Here is a 24,087-nt window from a genome sequence, read left to right as displayed (position 1 = left end):
AGTGTTTACAACACTCCTTTGTCTTTTCGTTCTAGAGCCGGATAGAAATGGGCTAGCCTATCTCCATTATAGTTATACCTTTAAACCCGGAAATGCGCCAGTATTTTCCGGCATCTTCTATAGATACAGGATAGAATTGCAGTACTTGATGCATCGCTTGGAAAAAGAGCGGAGCTTTCGGAAGGAAGGAATATTGGATAAAGAAAGGGTTGCCTAAAAAAAGAAGGTTAAAGCCTTTGGTGCGGCTCAACCTTCTATATAAAATGAACAAAATTTCTTTAGCTCTGTTGCCTACTGTAAAAAGTAGTCATGATGCAAATTGGTGCTCGGGCTTGATGTAAAAACTTATGTTTATTTTATATATCTATACCCTCAGCCTCTATCGGCTGTTATTTCCGCGCATGCCTGAAAAAATTTTAAACAGCAGCACAATGGCGGCGATGACAAGCAGAAGGTGCACAAAAGCGCCGGCGATGTGAAAAACAATGCCTAAAATCCAAAGTACGAGCAAAATCCCAATAATTGTCCAGATCATATAGCCTTTTCCTTTCTAAATTAAAGTACTTTTATGTTACCCGTTCCGTTGCTTTTCAAACGCTTGCCTGCATGTTTGCCAGGCGTGGTGTAAGGGAAAGATACAGGAAAACGGGAGGGTTATAATGAAAAAAAGCGGAAAGAAATGGCTGTCTTATGGGTTGCTTGTCTTAATTGCCATTTATGCGGCTGTCATGCTGTACCATACATATAAGCCGCTGCCAAAAGGGATTTCCTATGAAGGCAGAACATATAACGTTCACGATCAAGACATCCGTTTTCTTTCGGATTTAACATACCGGGAAAAGGGGACAGGAAAAAGAAAGGTGGAGCAGACCGTCTATCCTGAAATTTACCGGATGATTGACCAAGCCCATCAATATATCGTCGCCGATCTCTTCCTTTTTAACGGCTACCATGATCAAAAGATGAAAGTGCCGCCGCTTGCTGAGAGGCTCGTGGACAGGCTGATTGCCAAAAAAGAAAAAGAACCTGGTATCCGCATCATCGTCATCACCGATCCGATCAATACTTCTTACGGGTCCCATGAAGCTGGCATTTTAAAACGGCTAAAGGAACATGGCATCCGTGTGGTCTTTACGCATTTGGACTCGCTGCGTGACCCGACGCCGCTTTATTCCGGGATTTGGCATATGTTTTTCCAGTGGTTCGGCCAGGGCGGGACCGGCTGGCTGCCAAATGCTTTCGGGGACAATGCGCCGAAGATGACGCTCCGCTCGTATCTTGAACTTTTTAATATTAAAGCGAACCACCGCAAAACGTTTACGACTGAAAACGGCACGGTCATTGCATCCGGCAACCCGCATGACGCAAGCGGCTGGCATTCCAATATCGCTTTTCTTGTAAAAGGGCCGGTCATTCGGGATGTTCTGGAATCGGAGCAGGCGGCTTCCGATATGTCGGACGGCCCGGAGCTGCCGCAATACAAAGGGAAAGAGAGGGGAAAAGGCAGGATTGCCGTCCAGCTGTTAACGGAGGGGAAAGTTTACGACCGGATGATGAAAGAAATCAAGGCGACAAAAAAAGGCGATTCGATTTCGATGGCGATGTTTTATTTGGCTGACCGGAAAGTGGTCCGTGCGCTTGAGAAGGCATCTTCCCGCGGCGTCCGCATCCGGCTTATCCTCGACCCGAATTTAAACGCGTTCGGGCATAAAAAAATCGGGCTTCCCAACCAGCCTGTTGCACAGGAACTCGTAAAGAAAACGGATGGAAAGATCAAAATCCGCTGGTATAATACCGGGCTCGAGCAATTCCATCCGAAGCTGGTCTGGATTGAAAAGCCCGGCCGCTCGCTCTTTTTCGGCGGGTCGACCAATTTAACGCTTCGCAACCTGGACGATTATAATTTGGAGACCGATTTATTTGTGAAGGCACCGAATGATGCGGCCATCACAAAAGAGATCCGCCGGTACTTCGGGCGGCTGTGGAACAATGAAGACGGCGCTTTTACCGTCCCGTACAAAAAACACGAAGGCTTCTCCACTTATTTGTTAAAAGTCCTTTACCGCCTCCAGGAAGTGCTGAAACTGACAACGTATTAAAAAAGACCCGGAACGCCTTCCCCGGCTCCGGGTCCTTTTTTTACAATACGACATGATTTAAAAATTCGCGTACTTCTTCCGGCGACTTTGCATTTGCACTGTGCAGATGCGCTTTTTTCTCGCCGTTTTGGAAAACGAGCAGGCTCGGAATCCCCATCACCTGGTTTTCATCCGCAATCGCTTGGAACGCGTCGCTGTTGATTTCATACCATTTATATTGCGGATAGTCCTTGATCACATCACCAATAAACATATTCATCACTTTGCAATCCGGACACCAATCTGCATAAAATTTCACGATAACCGGTGCTTCTCCTCCCGTTACCGTTTTAAATTCTTCCGCACTTTTAATCGCTTCCACTCCAGACCATCTCCATCCTTTCATCATTCTTTCTTATTGTATATAGAGCAGCAGAGGAATTTCAACATTTTTCAACCTGCCAAAGAAATATTTCCAAAACGAAAAGGATTGTGCTTCTTCACGTATGATGTATAATAAAGCTTGTATGAAAAAATGATGGGGGTCAGTTGTTTTGAAGGATCCGTATCATTTATTTTATTTTACGGCCGGCGGTTCCGGCATTGAGAAGTCAGGTGATGGAATTGTCTTCGCGGGATGAAGGTTCTAAAATTGATTACGGGCTGGTTTTAACGCTGATGTTGTTCTGCATTGTCAGCCTTGTTGCCATTTATACGGCTGACAGCAGCTTTCTGATAAAACAAGTCATCAACTATGTGGTCGGCGCGATCATTATCGCATTGGTGATCCGCCTTGACTCCGACCAGCTGAAAAAAATATCGTGGTACGGTTACGGGTTCGGGATTTTGCTGTTGATTTTGCTGATCCTGGCACCAGCCAGCATTGCCCCGGAGCGTAATGGGGCGAAAAACTGGTTTGTGTTTCCGGTAATTGGGACATTCCAGCCTTCTGAAATCATGAAGCCATTTTTAATTTTAGCAATGGCGCGCCTTATTTCCGATCATAATGAAAAAGTGCTGAACCGGTCAGTAAAATCGGATTTCTGGCTGTTTGTGAAACTCGGCATCTGCTTGTTTGTGCCGCTCATGTTGACCATTGGGCAGGATTTGGGAACGTCACTTGTGTTTATTGCGATATTTTTCGGGCTTGTATTTGTGTCAGGCATCACATGGAAACTATTGCTTCCGATTTTTAGCAGCGGCGCGGCACTGGCAGGATTGATTTTTTATCTCGTCCTCTGGCAGCCGGCACTTCTCGAAAAATATCTTGGCGTCCGTTCGTACCAGTTTGGCCGGATCTATGCCTGGATTGATCCTTATAACTATTCCAATACAGACGGCTACCACCTGATTCAGTCCCTTTTGGCCATTGGTTCCGGCCAGACGTTTGGAAAGGGGCTTGGCACAACTGAAGTGAGCCTTCCGGAAAACCAGACGGACTTTATTTTCAGCGTGATCGGCGAGCAGTTCGGCTTTATCGGCGGGAGCATTGTTATTGGCCTGTTTTTTATGCTTATTTACCATATTATAAAAGCAGGGCTTGAGACGAAAAATGATTTTTATTCCTACATTTGCGCAGGCGTCATTGCGATGATTACGTTCCATGTGTTTGAAAATATCGGCATGACGATCCAGGTGCTGCCGATTACCGGGATCCCGCTGCCGTTTATCAGCTACGGTGGGAGTTCGCTGATGGGGAATATGCTTGCGGTCGGATTTATTTTTTCAATCCGTTACCATTACAGAAAATATATGTTTTCTAACGAAAAATAAAAAACAGGCGGCATCGTGCCGCCTGTTTTTTGCGGCTATTGCACCTGCCCGCCGTACGGGAATTGCGAAGCGTAGCCTTGGTGCTGCTGGAAAGACTGTTGCAGTTTTTGCTGTTCTGCCGCTTCCATACTGTACCAGCCTTTTTGGAACATCGTCTCATACAATTTGCGCTGCTCATTCTGCGTTTCCGTAAAAATGGTCAGAAGATCGCGATACAGTTTTTCGTGGCTCGCTTCGTTCATAGCAGTATTATAAGAAGCGGTCATATATTTTTCCATCGAAAGCAGGTCATTGGCAAGATCGCGGTCGTTCATTTCTGGTGTTTCAGGAAATTGTGTCTTCGGGTTTTGAATTTTTTGCTGCTGCTGTTGTTGGGAATCCAAATGTTGTACCTCCTTTTTTAAAATGGTCGTATTATGCGCGTTCCGCATTTAGGTATCTCTGCCGCGAGACACGTGCAGATTCGCCTGCCAGGGCTCGGACGGGGCAGCGCCCGTTTTCCGTTAATCACGGTTGCCGGGGCGGCCAATTCAGGCCGGGAAGTGCGGTTGCCCCGGACGGACAGCCTGCTTTTTTCTTTGGCCCGAGCTGTGCGCGCATTCCGGAGCGGGGTACCTGCCCCTTTCCGGCTGCGAACGCATGCCCTTTATGAACGGGAAAAGCAGGGTTCGCTTTTTGTGGCGGGCTGGCATTCGTTTTTGTTATTGCAAGTGGCTTTTCAAATGACCCAAAATCTGGTTGTAGTGGCGCTGGTGCATTTGCCCGCATGCTTCAAAAACAGCTTTCAATTCATTGTCCTGGCAGCGCGTTGCCGCATCATGCGCTTTTTTCATCGCCAGCAGATTCCAGGCCAGCATATCATCCACATAGGCCAAATCTTTTGTTGACATGACATCGGGTGGGGCGTTGTAAACCGTTTGCCCGTTTTGCTGCTGTGAAAAAGGCTGTTGTTGCATTCCATTTCCTCCTTTATCCAAGTCTTCCTTTATTGTTTGAATGAGCTGCGGATCCTATGCAGCCGCCTGCTTATTTTTTGTACTGGTTGTTTTGGCTGTTTACTTTTCCGCCGCCGTCACGCTCCACTGTCGGGCCGGCATTGCCTTTTACGCTTGCCGCGCTCACACCCGCTTTTGACGGATTTTTCTTTAGCTTTGCCATTGGTTCACCTCCCCACGCTTTTCGTTTAGCTTGCCCAAAACGGCTAGACATATAAAAAATTTTAAAAAATGGCGATTTTTTGAGATGAAGTGATTGATAGAATGAAAAAATTCGTATATATTATTATTAAAGATGAAAGCGTTATTTTTTTAAGCGCTTAATGAATGAGCATTCATTCAAAAAGAAAGGGGATGCACTATGCGGTATACCATTCAAAAAGCGGCTGTCATCGGTTCCGGTGTAATGGGATCGGGCATCGCCGCACATCTGGCAAACATCGGGATTCCGGTACTTTTGCTCGACATTGTCCCGAACGCACTCACGGAAGCGGAGAAAGCAAAGGGGTACACATTGGAGGACAAAGCCGTCCGAAACCGCTTCAGCCAGTCTGCGCTCAAGAAGCTGTTAAAACAAAAACCGGCCCCGCTCACATCGAAAAAAAGCCTCGCGCTCATCGAAGCGGGCAACCTGGAAGACGACCTTGAACGGCTGAAAGAAGCAGACTGGATAATTGAAGTGGTCACAGAACGTTTGGATATTAAAAAATCAGTATTTGAAAAAGTGGAACGCTTCCGCCGGCCGGGGACCATTGTAAGTTCAAACACATCCGGCATTTCGATCGAAGCGATGGCAGAAGGGCGGAGCGAAGATTTCAGAAAGCATTTTCTCGGGACCCACTTTTTTAACCCGCCGCGCTATTTGAAACTGCTCGAAGTGATCCCGACCGCTGACACCGACCCGGACGTCACTTCATTTATGAAGCAGTTCGGCGAGGACGTGCTCGGAAAAGGCGTCGTGCTTGCAAAAGATACGCCAAACTTTATTGGCAACCGCATCGGTACATACGGCCTGCTTGTCACCGTGCGGGAGATGATGAAAGGCGGCTACACGGTCGGCGAAGTCGATTCCGTGACAGGCCCGGTGATCGGCCGGCCAAAAAGCGCAACATTTCGGACGCTCGATGTGGTCGGGATCGATACGTTCGTCCATGTTGCGAATAACGTGTATGAAAAAACGGAAGGCGAAGAAAAAGAAGTTTTTAAAGTGCCGGCATTCATGCACAAACTCGTTGAAAATGGCTGGCTTGGCAGCAAAACCGGCAAAGGCTTTTATGAAAAAAAAGGAAAAGAAATCTATGAATTAAATCCGGAAACACTGGAATACGGCGAACGCACGAAAATGAAAGCGGCTTCTTTGGAAGCGGCCCGGCAGGCAAAAGGAACCGCCAATAAAATCAAAACGATTGTGTATGCGGATGACCGTGCCGGACAGCTGCTCTGGAATATTCTCGCGCCTTGCCTTGTGTATTCGGCAGAACTTTCAGGCGTGATTGCCGACGATATTCTCGCCATCGACCAGGCGATGAAATGGGGCTTCGGCTGGAAATTCGGCCCGTTTGAAACATGGGATGCAATCGGCGTTGAAAAATCCGTGCAAAAAATGGAGCAGGACGGCCTTCAAGTGCCCGGCTGGGTGAAAGGCATGCTGGAAAAAGGCTTTACGTCTTTTTACAAAGAAGAAAACGGCGCTGTCTCGTACTATGACAACGGAGCATACAAGCCGGTTCCAGCCAATCCGAAAGAAGTCAATCTCAAAACTTTGAAAACGCAGGGCAAAGTGCTGAAAGAAAATGCCGGCGCAAGCTTAATCGACATCGGCGACGGGGTGCTGCTGCTTGAATTCCATTCAAAAAGCAACGCAATCGGGCTCGACATTTTGCAAATGATCAATTATGCCGTGGACGAAGCAGAGAATCATTACAAAGGGATTGTGATCGGCAACCAGGGCAAAAACTTCTGTGTCGGCGCAAACCTTGCTTTGATGCTGATGGAAGCGCAGGATGACAATATCTTTGAACTTGACATGGTCGTCCGCCAGTTCCAGAACACGATGATGAAGATCAAATACAGCCAAAAACCGGTTGTTGCAGCACCGTTTGCGATGACTTTGGGCGGCGGCGCGGAGGTGTGCCTGCATACGGCGCATATCCAGGCGGCAAGCGAAACGTATATGGGCCTTGTCGAAACCGGTGTCGGCCTGCTTCCGGGCGGCGGCGGTAACAAAGAGCTGTACATCAAGCATTTGAAAAACATTCCGGAAGGCGTACAGTTTGACTTGCAAAATGTCGTGAACAAGGTATTTGAAACGATTGCAATGGCGAAAGTGTCCACTTCTGCTGAAGAAGCGCGCGAGTCCGGCTTCCTTGACCGGACGGACGGCGTCAGCTTTAACCAGGACCATCTGATTTATGATGCAAAACAGGCTGTGCTACGCCTTGCTGACGCAGGGTACAAACCGTCTGTCCGCGAAAAAGTGCCGGTCACAGGTGAATCCGGTTATGCGGCGCTGTTGCTCGGGGCACAGCAAATGCATCTGTCGGGCTATATTTCCGACTATGACCTTGAAATCGCGAAAAAGATCGCCTTTGTGCTTTCAGGCGGGAAAGTGCCGTTCGGGACAAAAGTGGATGAACAATACTTGCTCGATTTGGAAAGGGAAGCGTTCCTGAGCCTGATTGCACAGCCGAAAACACAGCAGCGGATGCAACACATGCTGTTAAAAGGAAAACCGTTACGGAATTAAAGCCACACGGATTGGCGAATGCCGATCCTCTGGCAGGAAAAGATTCCGTCCAAATTTTTCGCATACAACATAAAGGGGTTCTCCCAAGGAAAGCGGCTGTATATGGGAAAACCCCGATTCATCACCCCATGCGGTGATGAAGGGGCCTTTTACAAAAACACGGAAAGAGGGGAATGTGATGAGGGAAGCTGTCATTGTTGCAGGGGCGAGAACACCGGTCGGCAAAGCAAAAAAAGGGACGCTCGCACAAACACGGCCGGATGATTTAGGTGCACTTGTCGTAAAAGAAACGTTAAAACGCGCCGGCAACTATGAAGGAAATATTGATGATTTGATTATCGGCTGCGCCATGCCGGAAGCGGAACAGGGGCTCAATATGGCACGCAATATCGGGGCCCTAGCAGGATTGCCGGATACGGTGCCGGCGATTACGATCAACCGCTACTGCTCATCCGGGCTGCAGGCGATTGCTTACGGCGCCGAAAGGATCATGCTCGGCCACGCTGACACGATCATTGCCGGCGGTGCGGAATCGATGAGCCTTGTCCCGATGATGGGGCATGTCGTCCGCCCGAATGTACGACTTGCAGAAACTGCGCCGGAATATTATATGGGCATGGGGCATACGGCCGAAGAAGTCGCCAAAAAATTCGGCGTCAGCCGCGAAGACCAGGATGCCTTCAGCGTGCGCAGCCACCAAAAAGCGGCAAAAGCGATTGCAGAAGGCAAATTCAAAGACGAAATTGTGCCGGTTGAGGTCACATTACGTTCGGTCGGCGAAGACAACAAACTTGTTGAAAAGAAAGTCGTCTTTTCGCAGGATGAAGGGGTCCGGCCGGATACAAATGTAGAAACGCTCGGAAAACTGCGCCCGGCATTCTCGGTAACCGGAACCGTAACGGCCGGGAACTCGTCGCAAACAAGCGACGGCGCGGCTGCAGTAATGCTCATGGATAAAGAAAAGGCTGAATCACTCGGGCTTAAGCCGCTGTTGAAATTCCGCTCGTTCGCCGTTGCCGGGGTGCCGCCTGAAATCATGGGGATCGGCCCGGTGGAAGCCGTGCCGAAAGCTTTGAAACTGGCAGGGTTGAGCCTTGAGGATATCGGGTTGTTCGAACTGAATGAAGCTTTTGCTTCCCAGTCCATCCAGGTTATCCGCCAGCTCGGCCTTAATGAAGACATCGTCAATGTTAACGGCGGCGCAATTGCCCTCGGCCATCCGCTCGGCTGCACAGGCGCCAAGCTGACTTTGACGCTTGCCCATGAAATGAAGCGCAGAAACGTGCAGTTCGGCGTCGTCACGATGTGTATCGGCGGCGGCATGGGTGCAGCAGGTGTGTTTGAGCTCGTGTCCTGATTGCAGTGAGCCGAACCAGGCGGCTAGCCGGTTTCAAATAGCAACGTCAGATACCGGATCATGAAATGGATAGATGCCGGGGCCAAAAGCAGAGCAGCCGGTTCCGAACGGCAAAACACCGGACCATGGTAAAAAGCGGATCAGCTGTTTCTAAAGGCAAAACGCCGGAGCCGGATCCGCCTGTTGAATCGTTATTAATGGAAATAAGAGCCGCGGAGCACATCTGCGGCCGATCATTATAGATAAAAAGGAGAGGAATTGTAAATGGCAAACAAAACGGATGCATTTGTAAAAGGCGGCAGTTTTTTAATTGAGGACATCACACCGGACCAAGTGTTTACGCTGGAAGAGCTGACAGAAGAACAAAAAATGATCGCCAAAACGGCGGAAGACTATACGAACAATGAAGTGGTCCCGCAAATTGAATATCTGGAAAACCATGAATTTGACCGCTCTGTCAAATTGTTGAAAAAAGCAGGCGAACTCGGGCTTTTGAGCGCCGATGTCCCGGAAGAATACGGCGGTCTCGCCCTTGATAAAGTAAGCTCCGCCCTGATTTCCGAAAAGCTCGCAAAAGTCGGCGGTTTTGCCATTTCCCACGGCGCGCACGTCGGCATCGGTTCGCTTCCGATCGTTTTGTTCGGCAACGAGGAACAAAAGAAAAAATATTTGCCGAAACTCGCAACCGGCGAATGGCTTGCGGCTTATGCCTTAACGGAACCAAGCTCGGGCTCGGACGCACGGAGCGCCAAAACGGTTGCAAGATTAAACGAAGCCGGCACGCATTATATTTTAAACGGAGAAAAACAGTGGATCACGAACGCCGGATTTGCTGATGTTTTCACCGTGTATGCGCAGGTTGACGGCGACAAGTTCACGGCCTTTATCGTGGAACGCACATTCCCGGGCGTTTCAACGGGAGCGGAAGAAAAGAAAATGGGGATCAAATCTTCTTCCACAAGAACGCTTATCCTGGAAGACGTACCGGTTCCGGTTGAAAACGTGCTTGGGGAAATCGGCAAAGGGCATAAAATCGCGTTTAACATTTTAAACATCGGTCGTTATAAATTAGGCGTCGGCGCGGTCGGCTCCAGCAAACACGTGCTTGAAATCGCCTTAAAATATGCGAACGGCCGCCAGCAGTTCAAAACACCGATCTCGCAGTTTAACCTGACAAAAGAAAAATTCGGCACGATGGCATCGAAACTGTATGCAGCCGAAAGCTCCGTCTACCGGACAGTCGGATTGTTCGATGAAAGAATGAGCCACTTTACACCGGAAGAAGAAAAAGACGGGCGGGCAGTGGCCAATGCGATCGCCGAATATGCGATTGAATGCTCGCTGAACAAATTCTTCGCTTCTGAAGTGCTCGATTATGTTGTTGATGAAGCGGTGCAAATCCACGGTGGTTACGGCTTTATGGACGAATACGAAGTCTCGCGTGCCTATCGCGATTCCCGGATTAACCGCATTTTTGAAGGAACAAACGAAATCAACCGCCTGATCGTACCGGGCACATACGTGAAAAAAGCGTTCAGCGGGGAACTGCCGCTGTTACAAAAAGCGCAAAGCCTGCAGGAAGAACTCATGATGATGATGCCGGAACAAGTCGGCGACGCGCCGCTTGAACAGGAAAAATACCTCGTCCGCAACATGAAGAAGATCGCCCTGCTCGTCGCAGGCACTGCGTTGCAAACGTACGGCAAAAAATTCGAAAACGAACAGGAACTGCTTGCCAACGTGGCAGATCTCGTTTCGAATATATATGCGGCAGAATCGTGCGTGCTTCGGACGGAAAAAGCAATCAACAAAGATGGTGCCGAAAAACAGAACCAAAAACTGCTGTATACCCAAATTTTCACACAGGAAGCGTTCAATCAATGCGAACAAATTGCAAAAGAATCGCTCGCAGCCTGCCTTGAAGGCGACCAGCTGCAAATGACGCTTTCCGCCCTCCGCAAGCTGACGCGCCATACGCCAACCAATGTCATTGCGAAAAAACGCGAAGCCGCGGATAAATTGATCGATGCAGAACGCTATGTGCTGTAATAAAAGAAGGGATTTCCGGCCCGGCCGGAGTCCCTTTTCTTTTGCATCGCCGGGAAAAATCAGCTAACATACAGATAAGACAAGATGACAGGAGTGGACAAAAATGGCCCTTACTTTCTATTGGTATCCGAAATGCGGGACTTGCCGGAAAGCGAAAAAATGGTTGGACGAACATGACGTTGCCTATGAAGCGGTGCACATTGTCGAAAATCCCCCTTCAAAAGCACTTCTTAAGGACTTTTATGAAAAAAGCGGGCTGCCGATCAAAAGGCTGTTCAACACGAGCGGGCAGAAGTACCGCGAACTCGGTTTGAAAGACAAGATCCCGGAAATGAGCGAAGAAGAAGCGCTTGAACTGCTGGCTTCCGACGGCATGCTGATCAAACGGCCGATTCTTGCAGGCGATGCCTTTGCCGTGTTCGGATTTAAAGAGGATGCGTATGAAAAATTGCTGAAAAAGTGATTGATTTAAGCGCTGTTTTTCGGTAATTTAAAACTGAAGGCTATTACGGATACATAACGGAGGGATTGAGATGGCGGTACCTGAAGAACTGCGGTATACGGATGATCATGAGTGGGTGAAAGAAGAAGACGGCCATGTCCGGATCGGCATCACTGATTTTGCCCAGGCCGAACTCGGCGATATCGTATTTGTTGAACTGCCAGAAGAAGGCGATGAAGTTTCGGCGAAAGAACCGTTTGGCAGTGTCGAATCCGTGAAGACGGTGTCGGAACTGTACGCGCCGGTCAGCGGCAAAGTCGTTGCGGTTAATGCCGACTTGAGCGATAACCCGGAATTCGTCAACGAATCCCCGTATGAAAAAGCGTGGATGATTGTCGTTGAACCGGCCGACTCTGCTGAACTGGATGATTTGCTGACGGCGGAACAGTACGAGGAAATGATCAACGAAGCATAAAATAACTGGCACTGCACTCCAAGCTGCGGTGCCTTTTTGTGTAAAGGATGGATTGCCATGCAGGACTGGACAAGGGAAAAACAACTGGAGGAACGGATTTTGCAGGAAGAAAAACTCGCCCTGTACTTTTACACGCCATTATGTGGCACATGCCAGCTGGCGGGGAGGATGCTGGAGATTGCAGAACAGGCCGTCACCCGCTTTCCTTATGCCAAAGCCAATCTGAATTACGTGCCACAAATGGCGGAAAAATACAAGATCGAAAGCGTGCCGTGCCTGCTCCTCCTTGAAAACGGGAAAGCAATAGACAAAGTGTACGCTTTTCAATCCGTCCCGGCATTATTTGAAAAATTGTCTTCTTTTTAATGAGAAAACGGCGGAACATCCGATTTGGGCATTCATAAACGGAAACACCGCTTGCATGGCGGAAAAAAACGGGCAGGCTTTTGCGCAAAAACGCCGTTCAAACCGCAGAAAAAACTTTTTTCAGACACTGTTCGAGCATTGCCGCCAAAACCGGCCGGAAAAGCGCGCGATTTGTTGAACGATTCCGGCAGGATCAGCGCTACCCGTGCAGAATAGGTAAAGGAAATGAGGATTGGAGCGTGTTGCCATGAAACGGACCATCCAGTTTTTCCTGAACAGCCTGGCACGGAAAAAACAATTGCGGATGCTGCTGCCGGCGGTGCCTGTTACCGTATCGTTCCGCACAGGGGAAGAATGCTTGCTCGTTGCTTTTTCCAAGGAGTGTTGCGTGCAGCTTGAAACCGGCAAAGCGGATTTTGAACTGGAAATGGCGCTCCGGCAATTCGAACAGCTTCTGTCCCGCCGTGCGCGCCTCGGGACATTTCTGAAAATGGGCGAACTCCGGTACAGGGGAACGTATCGCCATTTTTTATTGCTGGAATCTTTATTCTGGCTTGCGGGAGCTCCGCAACCTGTGCCAAAAAGCAAAGCCAGATCCGCCTGATTATCAAATAACAGACTGAAAATGAGAATCACAGCATAACCGGGATTGCAAAACAAATCCCGGCTTTTTTTATGCCGTTTCAGGCGGCTGCCTGGATTCCCAATGCGCAATCCAGGGAAATTCAAGAAATCTGTATCAGGAATTTTATACCGGCTCTATTTTGTGCTATTATTAATGAATAAGCAAGACCGGAAAACCGCGGAAAAAAGATGGCATGCCATGGTTATCCACAGGTTTTTACTAGTTGCGCATAGTTTTCATTTGTTATAAAATAATAATGAGAATAAATTGAGAATAAATTGGATCTGAATATTAACAACGGAGGAATTTTTTATGGCAGGATCAAAACTCGTAATAAAAGATCTTCACGTCGAAGTAGAGGGAAAAGAAATTTTAAAAGGGGTCAATCTGGAAGTAAACAGCGGTGAATTTCATGCGATCATGGGCCCGAACGGAACAGGGAAATCGACGCTGTCTTCAGCGATTATGGGGCACCCGAAATACATCGTTACCCAAGGGACCATCACGCTTGACGGAAAAAATGTGCTGGAAATGGAAGTCGATGAACGTGCGAAAGCCGGCCTGTTTCTCGCGATGCAATATCCAAGCGAAATCAGCGGCGTGACAAATGCGGAATTTTTGCGCTCGGCGGTCAATGCGCGCCGCGGCGAAGGCAATGAAATCCCGCTGATGAAATTTATCCGCGAGCTCGACAAAAAGATGGAATTTCTTGAAATGGATACAAATATGGCGCAACGCTATTTGAATGAAGGCTTTTCCGGCGGCGAGAAAAAACGGAACGAGATTTTGCAGCTTATGATGATTGAACCGAAAATTGCGATTCTCGATGAAATCGACTCCGGCCTTGACATCGATGCATTGAAAGTTGTCGCAAAAGGCATCAACTCGATGCGCAGCGAAGATTTCGGATGCATCATCATTACTCACTATCAACGTTTGTTAGACTATATTACACCGGATGCTGTCCACATCATGATGCAAGGGCGCATCGTCAAATCGGGCGGCCCTGAACTGGCAAACCGCCTTGAAGCGGAAGGCTACGAATGGATTAAACAGGAACTTGGCATCGAAGACGAAACGGTCGGCCAGGAAGCTTAAGCAGGGGGCGAGAGACTTGATGACAGAAACGAAATTAGCAATGAACGAGCAAGATGTCCGCACCTTTTCCGAACAAAACGGTGAACCGGAATGGCTGAAGGAGTTCCGCCTCCAGGCATTCGCCCGGGCCCAGGTCCTGCCGCTTCCGGAAGTGGACAAGACAAAACTGAACAAGTGGAACTTTACACAATTTACCGATTTTAGCGTGGAAAGCACAACCTACAGCGCTTTGAACGAATTGCCGGAAAAAGTGAAGGCGCTCGTGGATCTCGAAAACGCGAAGCAAAATTTGTATATCCAGCATAACCAGACACCGGCTTATCTGTCCTTGTCGGAAAGCGCAAAAGCACAAGGCGTCATTTTGACCGATATATTGACAGCGGTCAAAGTACATCCGGAGCTTGTCCAAAAATTTTTCATGACAGAGGCGGTTAAAGTCGATGAACACCGTTTGACGGCACTACATGCTGCACTCATGAACGGCGGGACATTCTTATATGTGCCAAAAAATGTTGTGCTTGAAGAACCGGTTCAGGCCATTTATGTGCACGACCATGAAACGGCACCGCTTTTCAACCATGTGCTGGTGGTTGCCGAAGAAAACAGTGCCGTCACCTATGTGGAGAACTATATTTCGGCAAACGATGGCGCGAAAGGCATTGTGAACATCATAACGGAAGTCATTGCCGGCGCCAATGCAAAGATCGAATACGGCGCGGTTGATACGCTTGCAAAAGGGGTCACCACATATGTGAACCGCCGCGGTTACACCGGGCGCGATGCCCAAATTGAATGGGCGCTCGGCATGATGAACGACGGCAATACGATTTCAGATAATACGACCAACCTTGTGGGCGACGGATCCGTTTCCCATTCCAAAACGGTTGTGGTCAGCCGCGGCAAGCAGACGCAAAACTTTACGACGCGCATTACCCACTTCGGGAAAAATACAGAAAGCTTTATTTTAAAACACGGCGTTGTCAAAGACGCGTCGACGATGATTTTTAACGGGATCGGCAAAATCGAGCACGGCGCGAGCAAATCGGACGCTGAGCAGGAATCGCGCGTGCTCATGCTAAGCGAAAAAGCGCGCGGCGATGCAAACCCGATGTTGCTCATTGATGAAGATGATGTGATGGCCGGTCACGCCGCATCTGTCGGCCGTGTCGATCCGGTTCAGCTTTACTATTTGATGAGCCGCGGGATTTCGAAAAATGAAGCGGAAAGGCTGATCATCCACGGCTTTCTTGCACCGGTTGTCACACAGCTCCCGATCGAAAGTGTAAAAAAACAATTGACGGAAGTCATTGAAAGGAAAGTCAGATAATGGATATCAATGAAGTTCGCCGGCAGTTTCCCATATTGGACCAGGAAGTAAACGGCCACCCGCTTGTTTATTTAGACAGTGCTGCGACTTCACAAAAGCCGCTCCGTGTCATTGAAGCCGTCAACCAATACTACCGTGAATATAATTCGAACGTTCACCGCGGCGTCCATACGCTTGGGACAAAAGCGACTGACCATTACGAAGGCGCGCGCGAAAAAGTCCGCAAATTTATCGGTGCCGAATCAACGGAAGAAATCATTTTTACAAAAGGGACGACAGCCGGGCTGAACCTTGTTGCCCACAGTTTCGGCGATGCACAAGTGCAGGAAGGCGATGAGATCGTCATTACCTACATGGAGCATCACAGCAACCTCATCCCGTGGCAGCAGCTCGCCAAAAGAAAAGGCGCCGTTTTGAAATATGTGCCGATGCAAAAAAACGGTACGCTGCGACTTGAAGATGTGGAAAAAACGGTTACGGAGCGGACGAAAATCGTGGCTGCAGCGCTTGTCTCAAACGTGCTTGGCACCATTAACCCGGTAAAAGACATAGCGAAAATCGCACACAGCCATGGTGCTTACATGGTCGTCGATGCCGCCCAAGGTGCGCCGCATATGCAAGTGGACGTAAGGGATCTTGACTGCGACTTTCTTGCTTTCTCCGGTCACAAAATGTGCGGTCCGACCGGCATCGGCGTCCTGTACGGCAAAAAGGCGCTGCTTGAAGAGATGGAACCGCTTGAATACGGCGGCGAAATGATTGATTTTGTCGGCCTGTACGATTCCACCTGGAAAGAACTTCCGTGGAAGTTTGAAGGCGGCACTCCGGTGATTGCCGGTGCAATCGGGCTCGGGGAAGCCATCGATTTTCTCGAAGAAATCGGGCTTGATGAAATTACGGCGCATGAACAGGATTTAAGTGCCTATTGCCTCAGTCAGTTTTCTGAAATAGAAGGGATTACGGTGTACGGCCCGGAAAGCGCAGACGAACGCGCCGGCCTTGTGACGTTTAATTTAGAAAACGTGCATCCGCATGATGCCGCGACCATCCTCGATGCGGAAGGCATTGCGATCCGCGCGGGCCACCATTGCGCACAGCCGTTGATGAAATGGCTGGACGTGACAGCGACCGCACGTGCAAGCTTTTATTTATACAATACGAAAGAAGATATTGACAAACTTGTTGCCGGTATCGTGAAAGCAAAGGAGTATTTTACAAATGTCTTCTAATCTTGATGCGCTTTACCGCAGTGTGATTATGGACCATTATAAAAATCCGCGGAATAGGGGCAGTTTGGAAGATGGAAGCCTGACAGTCGATATGAATAACCCAACTTGCGGCGACCGGATTCATTTGACATTGAAAGTGGAGGGCGGCCTCATCCAAGATGCGAAATTTACTGGTGAAGGTTGTTCCATCTCGATGGCATCGGCCTCCATGATGACGCAGGCCGTAAAGGGAAAAACAGTAGACGAAGCGCTGAAACTTTCCCACATTTTCTCGGAAATGGTGCAGGGAAAAGACTATGAAGAGGCTGAAGATCTTGGCGATATTGAAGCGTTACACGGCGTATCCAAATTCCCTGCCCGGATCAAATGTGCAACTTTGGCATGGAAAGCAATGGAAAAAGGGGTAAGAAGCGAAAAAGGATTGGAGGAATGATGGCTGATGGCTAAAAAAATGCCGGAAATCGGTGATTACAAGTACGGCTTTCATGATAAAGACGTTTCCATTTTCCGTGCAAAACGCGGATTGACGAAAGAAATTGTGGAAGAAATTTCAAAAATGAAAGAAGAACCGCAATGGATGCTTGATTTTCGTCTGAAGTCTCTTGAACACTTTTACAATAAACCGATGCCGCAATGGGGCGGCGATCTCTCCGCGTTAAATTTCGACGACATTACGTATTACGTCAAACCGACGGAACATGCCGGCCGTTCGTGGGATGAAGTACCACAGGAAATCAAAAATACATTTGATAAACTTGGCATTCCGGAAGCGGAACAAAAATACCTGGCCGGCGTTTCCGCACAGTATGAATCGGAAGTCGTTTATCATAACATGAAGCAGGATTTCGAAAAACTCGGGATTGTGTTCAAAGACACGGACTCCGCTTTAAAAGAAAATGAAGATATTTTCCGCAAATACTGGGCAACCGTCATTCCGCCGACGGACAATAAATTTGCGGCTTTAAACTCGGCTGTCTGGTCGGGAGGATCTTTCATTTACGTTCCGCCGGGTGTAAAAGTGGATACCCCGCTGCAAGCTTATTTCCGGATCAATTCGGAAAATATGGGGCAGTTTGAACGGACCCTTATCATCGTTGACGAAGGTGCCTCCGTCCACTATGTCGAAGGTTGCACGGCGCCGGTTTACTCGACAAACTCGCTCCACAGCGCAGTCGTTGAAATCATCGTTAAGAAAAATGCGTATTGCCGTTATACGACGATCCAAAACTGGGCGAACAACGTTTATAATCTTGTAACGAAACGCGCCGTATGTGAAGAGAATGCGACAATGGAATGGATTGACGGCAACATCGGTTCAAAACTGACGATGAAGTATCCTTCCGTGCTGCTGAAAGGCGAAGGGGCGCGCGGTATGACGCTGTCGATCGCGATCGCCGGAAAAGGCCAGCACCAGGATGCCGGCGCGAAAATGTACCATCTTGCGCCGAATACGTCGTCCACGATCGTATCCAAATCGATTTCAAAACACGGCGGAAAAGTCACGTACCGCGGCATGGTGCATTTCGGCCGGAAAGCGGACGGCGCGCGTTCCAATGTCGAATGCGACACGCTGATTATGGATCACCTGTCCACATCAGATACCGTGCCTTACAACGAAATTTTAAACAACAATATTTCTTTGGAGCACGAAGCAAAAGTATCAAAAGTGTCGGAAGAACAGCTCTTTTACTTGATGAGCCGCGGCATTTCCGAACAGGAAGCAACGGAAATGATCGTTATGGGCTTCATCGAACCGTTCACAAAAGAACTCCCAATGGAATACGCCGTCGAAATGAACCGTTTGATCAAGTTTGAAATGGAAGGTTCGATTGGATAACCTTGATATATCAACGGTTATAGAGAGTTTTTGAACGTAGGGGTGCGATTTACCCACAAATCACCCCTCATATATTGCTGTAAAGCCTAGTTTTAGACGGTGATGGCAGAAAAAACAGCCGCTTGCGGATTCCGCACGGCTGTTTTTTCATGGGGCGCCAATTTGAAAATCGTGGTAAAATAAACTGCATAAGCATAAAGGATAAAAAGCGGCCGTATGAAACCGCATGACGAGATTACCCTCATGATGATAAGGGGACCAAATATGAACGAAATTTTACATATATACCATACAAATGATATCCACAGCCATTTTGAAAACTGGCCGAAAATCCGGCATTTTCTTGAGCGGAAACAGGCGCAGCATGCCCGGCAAAATGAAGAGATGCTGCTGTTTGACCTCGGCGACCATGTCGACAGATGGCATCCGTATACAGAAGGGACCATGGGCAAGGCAAATGTCCGGCTTTTAAATCAACTGGGGTACTTGGCTGCGACCATTGGAAATAATGAAGGGATTACGATGCCGCACGAGGCGCTAGACACATTGTATGAGGAAGCACAATTTGACGTGATTCTTGCCAACCTGTTCGATGAAAACGGGAAACGGCCGCAGTGGGCAGTGCCGCGGAAACTGTACACGACAAAAAGCGGTGTCAAAATCGGGGTAACCGGTGTGACAGCAGGATTTTATAAACTGTACCGGCTGCTGGGTTGGCAGCTTTCTAATCCACTGGAAGAACTAGGGAAACAAATGAATATTTTAAAAAAAGAGGCGGATATCCTCATCGTCTTATCGCATCTCGGCATTCATGAAGACCGCCTTATTGCAAAGCTGTACCCGGAAGTGGACCTTGTGTTGGGCGGGCATACGCACCATGTGTTGGCAAAAGGTGAACTGGACGGGCGGACGCTTCTTGCGGCAGCCGGCAAATACGGCTATTATATCGGGCATGTCAAGCTTGAAATCGATCCGGCTGCCAAAAAAATCGTCTATCAGTCAGCCCGTGCTTTACCGACCGGGAACTTCCAGGAACCGCCCGGAGAAGCGGCCGAGATTGAACATTATTATTTTGAAGGAAAAAAATTATTGAATCAAAAACTCGTGTATTTACCGGAAAAACTGGAATCGGACTGGTTCAAGGAAAACCGGCTTACGGGCCTGCTTTGTGATGCGGTCATGGAATGGTGCGATGCCGATTGCGCATTTTTGAATGCCGGCCTTGTGCTTGACAGTCTGGAACACGGGCCGGTCACGAAATTTGATCTCCACCGGATTCTCCCGCATCCGATTAACCCGTGTCTGATCGAGCTGACGGGCGAAAAACTTCAGGAAGTACTTCTTTCAACGCTCGACCCGAAATGGCCGCATCTGGAGCTGAAGGGGCTCGGCTTCCGCGGGAAAATCATGGGCCGGTTTATTTACCGGAATATCGGTTTCAATCATGCTTTGCGGAAAATAGAGGTGGGGGGCAGGCCGCTGGAACCGGATCGTATCTACAGGCTTGGTACGATTGATATGTATACATTTGGCGACTTTTTCCCGCATATCCGGGAGGCGAAAATCCATTATTTTATGCCGGAATTTTTGCGTGATGTGATGGAATGGAAGTTATTGCAGGAATATGGTCAGTAGGATGAAATGCCCATGTGCAAAGCAATGTAGCAATGAATCAATGGCAGTTTCCTGGCTTCTTAGAAGCAGCGACGGTCAATGGAGTTTCCAAAGATCGAATTTGGGATGTAATATGGCAGCACATTGGCTGGCAGGCACTTTTCACCGCTCTTTTCATAAAATATGAAAGAAAGGGGCGGATGGAAATGGTAACCGTAACACCTGTTGAGATCGGAGGGCATACGTTTATCGCGACAACTGTCCGGCTGCCGAAAACAACCTTGCTGGCCGTATCGTGCGACAAAGGCTATATTATGTGCGGCGCGCTCGATGTGGGCTTGTTGAATGATCAACTAAAGGACCGCCATATTATCGCCGGCAGGGCAGTCGGTGTGAAGACGATCGAACAATTGCTGGAAGCACCGCTCGAGTCGGTCACCCATGAAGCGGAAAAGATCGGGGTTACCGCCGGCATGATCGGGAAACAAGCATTGTTAAAAATGATTTAAACGTTCGATTAGGTTGAAACACTAAAGATGATGTTGCATTCGTCCTTCCCGTGTGATGAAGGACAAAACGGAGTGCGAGGAGTGGCGAAATGTCCTTCATCAGGGCGATGAAAGACAAAACATGAGCCGAGAACCAGCGAAATGTCCTTCATCCAGATCATGAAAGACAAACCACTGTGCCTGAAAGCATAAAATGTCCTTCAGCACAACAATCCGGACCCACGCTTTTTAATATGATCATAATCCCCCTTATGCAGACATACATTTGCTTGCAGGGGGGATTTTTTATGCGAAAATTCCGCACCTCAAAACGGCGGGGACCCTTGCCGACGCGGTACGTGCTTTTGCTTTCCATCGCATTTTTTACGGTTACCACCATTATCAGCATTGTTATTATTGATGAAGGCATAAAACCTACTTTAATGCGGTACGCCGAGTCAGAAATGAAAAAAATCGCCTCATATGTCACGAACGAAGCGATCAAAGACCATGTGAGCGGCGGAAAAAACAGCAAGTTGGATACGATTGACCCGCGGGAATTGGCCGCCACCCAGTCTGAAATTGAAAACCAGATTACCCGCCAGTTTAAAGAAGTGGAAGAAGGAGACATTACGTCTCTTGAAGAAATATCAAACGACGGCATGCTCGGGAAAAAGAAAAAATCAGAACCTGAAATTTTTTCCGTTCCGCTTGGGAAAGTGACCGATATTGCTCTGCTCGGAAACATGGGTCCGGATATTCCCGTGACCTTTCAAATGGTGGGGGATGTTGAAAGCTCCAATATTAAAGTGAAAAAAGAAGAATATGGCATTAACAACGCATTTTTTTATATTTATGTTGAAATCAAAATCAAAATGCAGGTCATTATCCCGTTTGCATCGGATGTCATCACCTATACACATGATGTCCCGCTTGCAATGGGTAACTATAATGGCGATGTCCCGCAATTTTATAATGGAAACGGTGGCGGAGCGCAGCCGCTCATCGAACTGCCAAAAAACACGAAATAAAAAGCGCTGCGCTCGCTCCAGCGTTCCTTATTTCCGCTGTTTCTCAAGTAATTCCCATCTCTTTAAGGACGGGTAAGGATCAAAAGACCATTCGCTTCGGCCGTTGTCTTTGTATATGCCATAATGCAAATGCGGCGGAAATTTTCCGGATGTGCCGGGCGGGCCGTAACCGGTGCTGCCAACGCTGCCGATCAACATGCCCGGTTTGACGACTTGGCCGACATGTAAATTTTTTGCATAACCGCTTAAATGGGCAAAATAATGATACGAATTGTTTAAATCACGAATGCCAATGCGCCAGCCGCCGTACTTGTTCCACCCTTTCAATTCAATCACCCCGTAACAAGTCGCGCGTACCGGGACGCCATAATCGGCAAAAATATCCGTCCCTTCGTGGATACGGCGGCCACCCCAGCCGCGCCGGTCGCCCCATGTGCTCCGGTAGCTGTAATTGTATCCGGGCGGGATCGGGAACGCCTTGTCTGTCAGCTGAATGGTGCCGAATGTCTTGTAAATCTTCGCCTTTTCCGTGATCAGCTGTACGGCTTTATCCCGTTTGTAATAATGCCACAGCGCAATTTCAAAGTCATCATCATCCGTTCCATACCGCAACAAATACTCGCTCAGTGTAAAAAGCACGTCAAGATCATCGTTGCGGTCAGCTTTCCCATCCCCGTTCCCGTCCTTTCCGATCCCGCCGAAAAACGCAATCGAAAGCGGATGGGTATCATTGTGGTTCGGATTGGCAAGCCCGGACCATTTTTCAGGGGGAAAATAAATGGAAATAAGGCCGGCTGGTTTCGGTAGGTCGGAACGGACAAACCGGATGCTCCGTTCATACTGGTCGATGGCTGCCAAATTGTACCACGGAATCTGGGTAAATGCCTCCATATGCTGATAAAGTTCCATCCGTTTTTTGTACATTTCTTTATCGGATATTTCTTTTGCTTGGGCATGAAGGGCAGAAAATGAAAGCCCTGTTACAAGGCAGAAAAGCAAAACAAACCGCAATGCGAAAACCCTCTTTCTATCAATGTTGTCGAAACAGAAAAACCGCAATATGAAAATCCTCTTACGCTTATTGTGGAAAGAGAAGCGGATTTTCATCAATATTAAATATTGGAAAAACCGGTGGCGTTTTCTTTTCAAAAAAGGGACGAATGTGGTAAAGTGAGAGAGAACGAACCCGGTGGGAGAGATGGAAAATGAACAAACAGGAAGAGATTTTGCGGAAACCCGAATGGCTGAAAATCAAGCTCAATACGAATGAAAATTATACCGGACTGAAGAAATTAATGCGTACGGAAAACTTACATACGGTTTGCGAAGAAGCGAGATGCCCGAATATCCATGAATGCTGGGGAACAAGGCGGACTGCGACTTTCATGATTCTGGGCGATACGTGCACACGCGCCTGCCGTTTTTGCGCCGTAAAAACCGGGCTGCCGTCCGAACTCGACTGGCAGGAACCGGAACGGGTTGCTGAATCGGTGAAAAAAATGAACTTAAAGCATGTGGTTGTGACGATGGTGGCCCGTGATGATTTGAAAGACGGCGGTGCAGCGGTGATGGCTGAAACGATCCGAGCGATCCGCCGCATGAACCCGTTTACCACCATTGAAGTGCTGCCTTCCGATTTGCAGGGCCGGTACGAAAGTTTAAAAACATTGATGGATGCAAAACCGGATATTTTAAACCACAATATTGAAACCGTCCGGAGGCTGACAAGAAGGGTCCGCGCCCGCGCCACGTACGACAGGTCGCTTGAATTTTTGCGGCGGGCAAAGGAAATGCAGCCGGAGATTCCGACTAAATCAAGCATTATGGTCGGCCTCGGCGAAACGATGGAAGAATTGGCGGAAGCGATGGATGACCTGCGCGCCAACGATGTGGACATCGTGACGTTCGGGCAATATTTACAGCCGACGAAAAAACATATGAAAGTGGTCAAATATTACCATCCAGATGAATTTGCCGAATTAAAAAGAATTGCACTTGAAAAAGGATTCAGCCACTGCGAATCCGGTCCGCTTGTCCGCTCTTCATACCATGCGGATGAACAGGTCAGTGCCGCTGCAAAAGCAAAGCATATTTTAGGGAACGTGGAACAGACGCAAAAAATTTGAGAAACGGGCTGCGCACTTTAATGGGCGCAGTTTTTCCGTTCAATGGGGCTGAAAAAATTTTTCGCGTTCCGCTTAGAATTTGGGCGGTTTTTCGTTATAATAAAATAAGGCAGGAAGGCACACGGGGAAAATGGAGGAATTGAAATTGGTCACCATCCACCGCCATACGTACGAGATTATTGCCAATTACCGGAATGGCTACAATGAAGAAGCATTCCGAAGCAGATATAGTGAAATACTGGAAAAGTACGACTATATTGTCGGCGACTGGGGTTACGGACAGCTGCGGCTGCGCGGTTTTTTTGATGACCGAAATCCGAAATCCACTTTTGACACCAGAATCAGTACACTCACGGAATATCTTTATGAATACTGCAATTTCGGCTGTGCCTATTTTGTCGCAAAGAAAATCGTTGCCAAATAAGTTTTGC

24 protein-coding genes and 1 pseudogene are annotated in these 24,087 nt (G+C 48.3%); 19 read left to right on the top strand and 6 right to left on the bottom strand.

Going from position 1 to position 24,087, the window contains the following annotated elements; genetic code table 11:
- Window positions 1–379: 379 nt before the first annotated feature.
- Window positions 380–535, bottom strand: a complete 156-nt coding sequence (locus tag OF158_RS12705; RefSeq protein WP_014097513.1) for a lmo0937 family membrane protein — start codon at window positions 533–535, stop codon at window positions 380–382.
- A 124-nt stretch (window positions 536–659) separates the two neighbouring features.
- Here OF158_RS12705 and OF158_RS12700 point away from each other — a divergent pair, with 124 nt between their 5' ends.
- Window positions 660–2,099, top strand: coding sequence for a phospholipase D family protein (locus tag OF158_RS12700; protein WP_035184124.1), 1,440 nt, complete (start codon window positions 660–662; stop codon window positions 2,097–2,099).
- Between the two features lie 40 nt (window positions 2,100–2,139).
- Here the strand turns inward: OF158_RS12700 and OF158_RS12695 are convergent, their stop codons facing one another.
- On the bottom strand, window positions 2,140–2,460 hold the full coding sequence (locus tag OF158_RS12695; protein ID WP_035184127.1) for a thioredoxin family protein: 321 nt from the start codon (window positions 2,458–2,460) through the stop codon (window positions 2,140–2,142).
- 236 nt (window positions 2,461–2,696) lie between these two features.
- Between OF158_RS12695 and OF158_RS12690 the strand changes: the two genes are divergently transcribed.
- A complete protein-coding gene (locus tag OF158_RS12690; protein WP_014097516.1) occupies window positions 2,697–3,851 on the top strand; it encodes an FtsW/RodA/SpoVE family cell cycle protein in 1,155 nt (384 codons plus the stop codon).
- Window positions 3,852–3,886: 35 nt separating this feature from the next.
- On the opposite strand, the gene OF158_RS12685 is transcribed toward OF158_RS12690, so the two are convergent.
- The 3 genes from OF158_RS12685 to OF158_RS12675 form a co-directional block, all read right to left on the bottom strand.
- A complete protein-coding gene (locus OF158_RS12685; protein ID WP_014097517.1) occupies window positions 3,887–4,234 on the bottom strand; it encodes a spore coat protein in 348 nt (115 codons plus the stop codon).
- 318 nt (window positions 4,235–4,552) lie between these two features.
- Window positions 4,553–4,807 carry a hypothetical protein gene (locus OF158_RS12680; RefSeq protein ID WP_014097518.1) on the bottom strand — a complete coding sequence of 85 codons (255 nt, stop codon included), beginning with the start codon at window positions 4,805–4,807 and terminating at the stop codon, window positions 4,553–4,555.
- 70 nt (window positions 4,808–4,877) lie between these two features.
- Window positions 4,878–5,009, bottom strand: coding sequence for a YuzL family protein (locus OF158_RS12675; RefSeq protein ID WP_013860151.1), 132 nt, complete (start codon window positions 5,007–5,009; stop codon window positions 4,878–4,880).
- A 198-nt stretch (window positions 5,010–5,207) separates the two neighbouring features.
- Between OF158_RS12675 and OF158_RS12670 the strand changes: the two genes are divergently transcribed.
- The 15 genes from OF158_RS12670 (at window position 5,208) to yunB (ending at window position 21,530) form a co-directional block, all read left to right on the top strand.
- A complete protein-coding gene (locus OF158_RS12670) occupies window positions 5,208–7,592 on the top strand; it encodes a 3-hydroxyacyl-CoA dehydrogenase/enoyl-CoA hydratase family protein (RefSeq protein WP_035184130.1) in 2,385 nt (794 codons plus the stop codon).
- Between the two features lie 178 nt (window positions 7,593–7,770).
- Complete coding sequence (locus OF158_RS12665; RefSeq protein WP_014097520.1) at window positions 7,771–8,949, top strand: acetyl-CoA C-acetyltransferase; 1,179 nt, start codon at window positions 7,771–7,773, stop codon at window positions 8,947–8,949.
- 264 nt (window positions 8,950–9,213) lie between these two features.
- Window positions 9,214–10,998, top strand: coding sequence for an acyl-CoA dehydrogenase FadE (locus OF158_RS12660; RefSeq protein WP_014097521.1), 1,785 nt, complete (start codon window positions 9,214–9,216; stop codon window positions 10,996–10,998).
- Between the two features lie 103 nt (window positions 10,999–11,101).
- Window positions 11,102–11,461, top strand: coding sequence for an arsenate reductase family protein (locus OF158_RS12655; RefSeq protein ID WP_014097522.1), 360 nt, complete (start codon window positions 11,102–11,104; stop codon window positions 11,459–11,461).
- 70 nt (window positions 11,462–11,531) lie between these two features.
- Window positions 11,532–11,915 (top strand): glycine cleavage system protein GcvH, encoded by a 384-nt coding sequence (gcvH, locus tag OF158_RS12650; protein ID WP_017554848.1) that lies wholly within the window; start codon window positions 11,532–11,534, stop codon window positions 11,913–11,915.
- Between the two features lie 57 nt (window positions 11,916–11,972).
- Window positions 11,973–12,281, top strand: coding sequence for a thioredoxin family protein (locus tag OF158_RS12645; RefSeq protein WP_035184133.1), 309 nt, complete (start codon window positions 11,973–11,975; stop codon window positions 12,279–12,281).
- Between the two features lie 247 nt (window positions 12,282–12,528).
- The gene (locus OF158_RS12640) at window positions 12,529–12,885 is read left to right on the top strand and encodes a hypothetical protein (protein ID WP_035184135.1); all 357 of its coding nucleotides are present in this window, start codon (window positions 12,529–12,531) and stop codon (window positions 12,883–12,885) included.
- A 333-nt stretch (window positions 12,886–13,218) separates the two neighbouring features.
- The gene (gene sufC, locus OF158_RS12635; protein WP_035184137.1) at window positions 13,219–14,004 is read left to right on the top strand and encodes a Fe-S cluster assembly ATPase SufC; all 786 of its coding nucleotides are present in this window, start codon (window positions 13,219–13,221) and stop codon (window positions 14,002–14,004) included.
- A gap of 16 nt (window positions 14,005–14,020) precedes the next feature.
- Complete coding sequence (gene sufD / locus OF158_RS12630; protein WP_017552017.1) at window positions 14,021–15,331, top strand: Fe-S cluster assembly protein SufD; 1,311 nt, start codon at window positions 14,021–14,023, stop codon at window positions 15,329–15,331.
- Entirely contained in the window at window positions 15,331–16,560 is a 1,230-nt protein-coding gene (locus tag OF158_RS12625) for a cysteine desulfurase (protein ID WP_026683851.1), read from the top strand. Before sufD ends, OF158_RS12625 begins: the two co-directional genes overlap by 1 nt.
- A complete protein-coding gene (gene sufU / locus OF158_RS12620; RefSeq protein WP_014097529.1) occupies window positions 16,550–16,993 on the top strand; it encodes a Fe-S cluster assembly sulfur transfer protein SufU in 444 nt (147 codons plus the stop codon). The genes OF158_RS12625 and sufU overlap by 11 nt, the downstream gene beginning before the upstream one ends.
- Before the next feature lie 6 nt (window positions 16,994–16,999).
- Window positions 17,000–18,397 (top strand): Fe-S cluster assembly protein SufB, encoded by a 1,398-nt coding sequence (gene sufB, locus OF158_RS12615; RefSeq protein ID WP_035184141.1) that lies wholly within the window; start codon window positions 17,000–17,002, stop codon window positions 18,395–18,397.
- A 264-nt stretch (window positions 18,398–18,661) separates the two neighbouring features.
- A complete protein-coding gene (locus OF158_RS12610; protein ID WP_035184143.1) occupies window positions 18,662–20,032 on the top strand; it encodes a bifunctional metallophosphatase/5'-nucleotidase in 1,371 nt (456 codons plus the stop codon).
- A gap of 185 nt (window positions 20,033–20,217) precedes the next feature.
- Window positions 20,218–20,520: a YunC family protein gene (locus tag OF158_RS12605; protein ID WP_014097532.1), complete on the top strand. Its 303-nt coding sequence runs from the start codon at window positions 20,218–20,220 to the stop codon at window positions 20,518–20,520.
- Window positions 20,521–20,807: 287 nt separating this feature from the next.
- Window positions 20,808–21,530, top strand: coding sequence for a sporulation protein YunB (gene yunB / locus OF158_RS12600; RefSeq protein ID WP_035184145.1), 723 nt, complete (start codon window positions 20,808–20,810; stop codon window positions 21,528–21,530).
- Window positions 21,531–21,557: 27 nt separating this feature from the next.
- On the opposite strand, the gene OF158_RS12595 is transcribed toward yunB, so the two are convergent.
- A complete protein-coding gene (locus tag OF158_RS12595; protein ID WP_014097534.1) occupies window positions 21,558–22,541 on the bottom strand; it encodes a M23 family metallopeptidase in 984 nt (327 codons plus the stop codon).
- A gap of 191 nt (window positions 22,542–22,732) precedes the next feature.
- Here OF158_RS12595 and lipA point away from each other — a divergent pair.
- Together lipA and OF158_RS12585 are read left to right on the top strand one after the other, a co-directional pair.
- Window positions 22,733–23,656 (top strand): annotated as a pseudogene (gene lipA, locus OF158_RS12590) (lipoyl synthase); the annotation flags it as partial.
- A 145-nt stretch (window positions 23,657–23,801) separates the two neighbouring features.
- Window positions 23,802–24,080: a YutD family protein gene (locus tag OF158_RS12585; RefSeq protein ID WP_014097536.1), complete on the top strand. Its 279-nt coding sequence runs from the start codon at window positions 23,802–23,804 to the stop codon at window positions 24,078–24,080.
- Window positions 24,081–24,087: the final 7 nt, after the last annotated feature.

This window comes from Weizmannia sp. WK01 (assembly GCF_025905465.1).
Classification (GTDB): domain Bacteria; phylum Bacillota; class Bacilli; order Bacillales; family Bacillaceae_C; genus Weizmannia; species Weizmannia faecalis.
The sequence above is the reverse complement of the archived record's forward strand: the minus strand, read 5'-3'. Positions and strand labels throughout refer to the sequence as shown.